The organism is Marinomonas sp. AWM4_232 (assembly GCF_056158325.1).
In genome coordinates this window covers 1-5,511 of sequence record NZ_JBSWTA010000018.1, presented here as the reverse complement: position 1 = coordinate 5,511, position 5,511 = coordinate 1, and the positions used below count along the sequence as shown (strand labels likewise).

Genomic DNA, 5,511 nt, shown 5'->3' with positions numbered 1-5,511 from the left:
AAGGTTAAGTTCCTCGTGCAGTGTCAAGAGATCAGCACCTGTCCCATTTGCGCAGCTGGATCCAGGCCAGGCCCCAGGGGGATTGCCTCTGCTAACTCGGCGAGCCGATCCAGGACCTTGTCAGAAATGCTTCGGTGAAACGTAAAAGTCGCGAGCCGGCACTGCAGGTTTGTCCATGGTTGAAAAAGATTGCTGCCGCTGCCCCTTGCGCAGCCTTCTCCGGATCACAGTCAGCCAGGACAATCATTGGAGACTTGCCCCCCAGCCCTAAGGCAAGCCTCGCGCCACATCTACCCATCGCAGCACGGCCTGCTGACCTGACCCACCTCAGTGGATCCCGTGAAACTAAATCTTGTTGATGCTCAGGACGAGCTTACCAGTGCCGACCCAGTGCTCTGGCCCTCGCCAGTAATGATACTGACAACCCCGTCAGGAAAATTTGCCTCTCCGATCAGCTCGCCCAGATAGAGGGCAGAAAGGGAAGTTTGTTCCGCAGGCTTCAACACAACCGTGCAACCCGCTGCAAGTGCCGGATGCCAGCTTCCAGCAGGCCATCAGAAAAGGAAAGTTCCACGGTATGATTGCGGCAACAACACCGACGGGTTCGCGTCGGGTATATGCAGAAAAGTCAGAGTCAGCCGGGGCAAAGGGCATGGACGCATCAAGAGTCGAGCCCTCAATTTTTGTTGCCCACCGTGCCATGTAGCGAAAGAATTCCAGACCCAGGCTTATGTCAACAGCTTCGGCAATAGCAGCAGACTTGCCGTTGTCGATAGCTTCCAGCTCAGCAATGATTCTGGCATCTCGCTCAATCAGTATCTGCAAGTTTGAGAAGCATGTTCTGACGGGCGGAGGGTCTCTATTCGGCCCCAGTCATCACCATTGAACGCACTTTTTGCACAGCTAACGGCCTTGTTAGCCGCCATCAGCATGTGCAAGGGGTATGCTTCCTATAACCGTTTCTTCAGCTGGGTTTTCTACCTCTATACGTTTGTTTTCCAGAGCATCAACCCATTGTCCGCCTATCAGCATACGGTGATTTTGACGAGCCAGGAACGCCCGGGTTTTATTCTCTGAATCATGTGGATGTTTTGTGAACGTATTCATTGGTTTCCCTCAATGATCACTGACTTTCTCGGACGGATAGCATCTGCAGTACCCTGAATAAACGCTTTTATTTTCTCGACATCTATCTCATTCAGCGTTTCGGTAAAATCAGGCATGCCACGGGAAACGAATGGACCGTGAAACAGGAAGGCGTCCAGGTTTTCAATAACTGATTTCTTTGAGTAGCCCAGGTTTGGAATATTACCGCCCTTGTCTACACCAGGAACACCATGACAGAACACGCAATTACTGACGTAGAGAGCCGTGCCTTCTCCAATAAAGTCGGGATTATAGTCAACGCCGGAAACCAGTGAGTTCAGCTGATACTTGGTGAACTCAGGCATCTCGGCATCACCGTTCAGGACAAACGTATAAACAGTACCGGCGGTCTTGAGGTCGGAGGCTCTCTGGGATTGTCCAAAAACACCGCCCCAGCCTGCTGCAATAGAGACATACTGAGTGCCGTCTACTTCATAGGTTATGGGCGCTGCAATGACGCTGGTACCCATTGGGGATTCCCATAGGTGGTCACCCGTTTGCGCGTTGAACGCCATAAAGCGAGCGTCTGCGGTTCCCTGAAATACCAGATCGCCGGCCGTTGTCAGGGTTCCGCCGTTCCAGGGAGAGACGTGCTCGTAACGCCAGGCTTCCTGCTGCGTAACGGGATCCCAGGCTGTAAGTCGCCCGAATGGCTTGCTTGATGGTGGCGCTACGTTGAGTTGGAAAGCGGTGTTCCAACCTATGCCACTCATGGGTTGTCCCGGCTCATTGCTTTCTATGCTTTCCCAGGAGGGGTCCTCGACCATTGTGATAGGGATGTGCTGAGACGGGAAGTAGGCCAGGCCGGTTTGGTGATTAAAAGACATTGAGTGCCAATTATGGCCACCAAAAGGCCCAGGGACGATATCGAAGGGTTCGTCCATGGATCGTGCTTCAGGAACTTCTATTGGACGACCATTGCTGTCGTATCCCGTGGCCCAATTAACATCGACATAATTGTCGGCCGATATGAATTCACCGTTTGTCCGGTCGAGAACAAAAAAGAAGCCGTTTTTGGGAGCTTGCATGATAACTTTGCGACGCTCTCCATCAATCGTGAGCTCGCTGAGAATCATGTCCTGCGTTGAAGTATAGTCCCAGTTGTCCCCGGGCGTTGCTTGGTAATGCCATACGTACTCACCAGTGTCGGCATTGAGAGCAACAATCGAGGAGAGATAGAGGTTATCCCCACCTTCCGGACTACGCTTCTTGTGTGACCATGGAGATCCGTTACCCGTGCCGATATATAAGAGATTCAGGTCCGGATCAAAAACGATAGAGTCCCATACAGTGCCACCGCCACCGGCCTCCCAGTATTTTCCACTCGGGTCCCAGGTTTTTGCGGCGCGAGCCATGGCCTCGTTTTCAAACGGTTCGTCCGGATTTCCCGGCACAGTATACCAACGCCATTTCTGTGCCCCGGTTTTGGCGTCGTAAGCTGTGATGTAGCCCCTGACTCCAAATTCGGCCCCACCATTGCCTATGATCACGTTGCCATTAACAATCCGAGGTGCGCCGGTAATCGTGTAGCTCATGCCGTTGTCGGGCAGAGTATTCGTTTCCCAGACTTTTTCGCCGGTTTTTGCATCAATGGCGATCAGTCGACCATCGTAGGATGCAACATAGACATTTCCGTAGTGCACTGCCACGCCACGGTTTACAACATCACAGCAACCCCTGGAGCCCGCCTCCCCAGGTACTTCAGGGTCGTAGGTCCAGAGTTTTTTGCCGGTCTTTGCATCAAGTGCATGTACAATGCTCCAGGAGGCAGAGACATACATCACGCCATCCACAACAAGTGGAGTGGCCTCGACACCTCGCTCAGACCCAAGGTTGTAGGACCATGCAAGCCCGAGGTTTTCGACATTGTCCGCCGAAATTTGGGAAAGAGGGCTAAAGCGCGTCTCCGCATAATCAAAACCATGGGTGGGCCAGTCCTTGCCGGTTTTGGCATTTTCAATGATATAGCTTTGATTTACCTGATCAGCCGCAATAACAGTGCTGGCTCCGATTACGAAAAATGGAACTAATGCACTACTTGTTAGTTTTTTTGATAGACGTTTTCTGTAGTGATTATTAGTCAGTTTCATTTTTATATCCTTTCGTTGTTATTACTGTTTTATGGGATTTTAAAACGCTTTTAGAATACGAAAGTTGAGTCGGTGCTGTTCTTTAAATCCATTTTCTACGGACAAATCTCTTCCATAATTTGCGATTAGTTGCAGTCCCGGATTCGCAAACCATGCCGTACCGATAGTCATCTTGGTAGTTGCAAGGTCATTGTCCTGGTTTATATCGTTTACTTGTGTCTCACCGCCGAGGGTATGAGAAATGCCGGTGCGAAGATCCCATTGAGGTGTTACGTTATAACGTAGGAAGCCTTGGAACTGGTACAAGGGATCCTGTTCCAGAGTGGCTTTGGAGGCACCAAGTTCGTCATTCTTGCCGAAAAAAGTGACATCACCAATCAGGTCTAACGAGATTTTAGAGGTAAGACCGGTGATGTAACCCGCCTGCAATGCATATTTCCACCGGTTTTCGCCAAGATTTAATGTGTCATTTCGATCGTAACTCCCTACCGGAACATACAGGAACGGAGTAATGCCGAAATAGGTGTTACTTTCGGGCTCGTTTACAAGCCAAACTGTCGCCGCAAGTATCAGGTCGCCGATGCCACTGGTGTCACCAAGGGAAGAGGTATCGTCTTTTCCTTCCACCTTGCCAAATGGGAGGAGAAATTGAGGGTCTACTGTGTAACCGCCAATTTCAGTGAAATGCACCCCACGCAGGATTCCTACCTGTGAGTCCAATCCAGCGTTAATGGGGGCCTTGTCTCCATCCGAGTAGAGGGAATCGGCAGTGGCGTATTGATAGTAGACCATTCCAAGATTGGTGCCGGCGGGCAATGCTGTGTAATCCCCGGCATCAACCTCAATAGCTACTGCATTACCAGAAGCCAGCAACATAGTGGCCAGGCCAGCAGAAGCGACGCAGAAATTCCCAATTCTGGAACGGAGTAAACTTTTGTGCTTATAGTTTGATACAGATGACATGATGCAGCCTCTTATTAGTTTTGTTGGTATTGCACTCGAAGTTAAGCAATCAATATGCCAGATCTGATTGACCCTTAGGAAATTATTATGAAACAATTACTTATGCGGCTTTATAGCATCTATGTTTTAGTTTTTGGAAAAAAGTGGATCGTTTCAATACACTAAAATTGGATGGTTGAATAAAAAAAATACAGAGTGGTGGGTGTCCTTATGCATAAAAAGATCGTTGATCTGAACACTCAGGTCCAGCAAGCCCGTGAGTTGTTTGACGAAGGGCGTGTTGTACCATCCCAGTGGGTGCGGGATGAGTGTTTCGCGCTCTTGGCTAAGATGCAGAAAACATGGCGATGTTCCCCCTCTGATCAGCTCTTGACCCGAGGCCGCGCAATTCGACCAGATTTCTCTATATCCGCAATCAACATCAGCGTCTCATGACATTTGCGGAGCCTGAAATGCATCGGTTGTTTCGTGCAATCAGTTCTGCAGGTTGGGTTTTGGCGTGTGTGGAAAGAGAAGGCCACAGCATTAAATATTTCGGCAATGACAGTCCCTGCTACGAATTGCTGGGAGCCGCTTTGAATCCTGGTATGGACCTTTCAGAGGATATAGCTGGAACCAATGCCCCCGGTTGCGCTTTGATAGAAGGCAGGCCGTCGCTTGTGTGTGGAAGTGAGCATTTCTTGCATTCTCTCCGCGATCTATCCTGCGGTGGCAGTGCCCATTTTTTGACCCTGCAGGGACGCTGGTCGGGGCTTTGAATGCTTCGAAACCTTATGATGGCCGACCGGTCGGGATTCTTGAGGCAGTCGCGCTCGCAACTCGGTCTGTTGAGAATCGAATGGTCGACGATTTGCGTGGCGCCTTAGTCCTCGCGCTTCACTATCGCCCGGAGCTTACGCAGTCACCTATGCGTGGTTTGATACATTTCGGCGAGGATGGTGAAGTTTTTAGGTGCAAACCCCTCGGCCAGGCAGATGCTGGATATCGATTCTCTCGAAGAAGATGACAGAGTCTACGTCCGTTCCAAAGACTTATTCTCATGCCGCGCTGCCGAGATTGAGGGATCACAACAAAGCCCTCTTGAGGTTGAATGTCACAATGGGGCAAGGCTTTTTCTTAAAGTTGAAAGTCTTCGCAAAGGGCCTTTGAGCGTCAACTCGATGCCACAGCAAAGACGGCCGGACATCGTTCAGTCTTTTTACGTGGGCGTAGCCGACAAAACCACTTTTCGACAAGGCGCATCGGGCCTTTCGGTTCGGAGTTCCGGTTCTGGTGACTGGGGAAACCGGAACAGGTGCTGTTGGATTCTATG

The 5,511-nt window shown here is 50.4% G+C and carries 6 protein-coding genes and 1 pseudogene; 1 reads left to right on the top strand and 6 read right to left on the bottom strand.

The window, feature by feature from the left end; genetic code table 11:
- Positions 1 to 91: 91 nt before the first annotated feature.
- The 6 genes and pseudogenes from ACXAC1_RS20320 to ACXAC1_RS20295 form a co-directional block, all read right to left on the bottom strand.
- Entirely contained in the window at positions 92 to 247 is a 156-nt protein-coding gene (locus ACXAC1_RS20320) for an aldehyde dehydrogenase family protein (protein WP_475064062.1), read from the bottom strand.
- 115 nt (positions 248 to 362) lie between these two features.
- Positions 363 to 506 carry an aldehyde dehydrogenase family protein gene (locus ACXAC1_RS20315; RefSeq protein ID WP_475064060.1) on the bottom strand — a complete coding sequence of 48 codons (144 nt, stop codon included), beginning with the start codon at positions 504 to 506 and terminating at the stop codon, positions 363 to 365.
- A gap of 103 nt (positions 507 to 609) precedes the next feature.
- A pseudogene (locus tag ACXAC1_RS20310) lies at positions 610 to 825 on the bottom strand (aldehyde dehydrogenase family protein); the annotation flags it as partial.
- 90 nt (positions 826 to 915) lie between these two features.
- Positions 916 to 1,107, bottom strand: a complete 192-nt coding sequence (locus ACXAC1_RS20305; RefSeq protein ID WP_475064058.1) for a hypothetical protein — start codon at positions 1,105 to 1,107, stop codon at positions 916 to 918.
- A complete protein-coding gene (locus ACXAC1_RS20300; RefSeq protein ID WP_475064057.1) occupies positions 1,104 to 3,236 on the bottom strand; it encodes a PQQ-dependent dehydrogenase, methanol/ethanol family in 2,133 nt (710 codons plus the stop codon). Before ACXAC1_RS20300 ends, ACXAC1_RS20305 begins: the two co-directional genes overlap by 4 nt.
- Before the next feature lie 39 nt (positions 3,237 to 3,275).
- Entirely contained in the window at positions 3,276 to 4,199 is a 924-nt protein-coding gene (locus tag ACXAC1_RS20295; RefSeq protein ID WP_475064055.1) for a transporter, read from the bottom strand.
- A 210-nt stretch (positions 4,200 to 4,409) separates the two neighbouring features.
- Here ACXAC1_RS20295 and ACXAC1_RS20290 point away from each other — a divergent pair, with 210 nt between their 5' ends.
- Positions 4,410 to 4,634, top strand: a complete 225-nt coding sequence (locus tag ACXAC1_RS20290) for a hypothetical protein (protein ID WP_475064053.1) — start codon at positions 4,410 to 4,412, stop codon at positions 4,632 to 4,634.
- Positions 4,635 to 5,511 lie beyond the last annotated feature (877 nt).

What these genes read in the sequence shown, in the direction of transcription:
- ACXAC1_RS20320 (WP_475064062.1), bottom strand. Translation starts at nt 247, where the DNA reads ATGATTGTCCTGGCTGACTGTGATCCGGAGAAGGCTGCGCAAGGGGCA.
- ACXAC1_RS20305 (WP_475064058.1), bottom strand. Translation starts at nt 1,107, where the DNA reads ATGAATACGTTCACAAAACATCCACATGATTCAGAGAATAAAACCCGG.
- ACXAC1_RS20300 (WP_475064057.1), bottom strand. Translation starts at nt 3,236, where the DNA reads ATGAAACTGACTAATAATCACTACAGAAAACGTCTATCAAAAAAACTA.
- ACXAC1_RS20295 (WP_475064055.1), bottom strand. Translation starts at nt 4,199, where the DNA reads ATGTCATCTGTATCAAACTATAAGCACAAAAGTTTACTCCGTTCCAGA.
- ACXAC1_RS20290 (WP_475064053.1), top strand. Translation starts at nt 4,410, where the DNA reads ATGCATAAAAAGATCGTTGATCTGAACACTCAGGTCCAGCAAGCCCGT.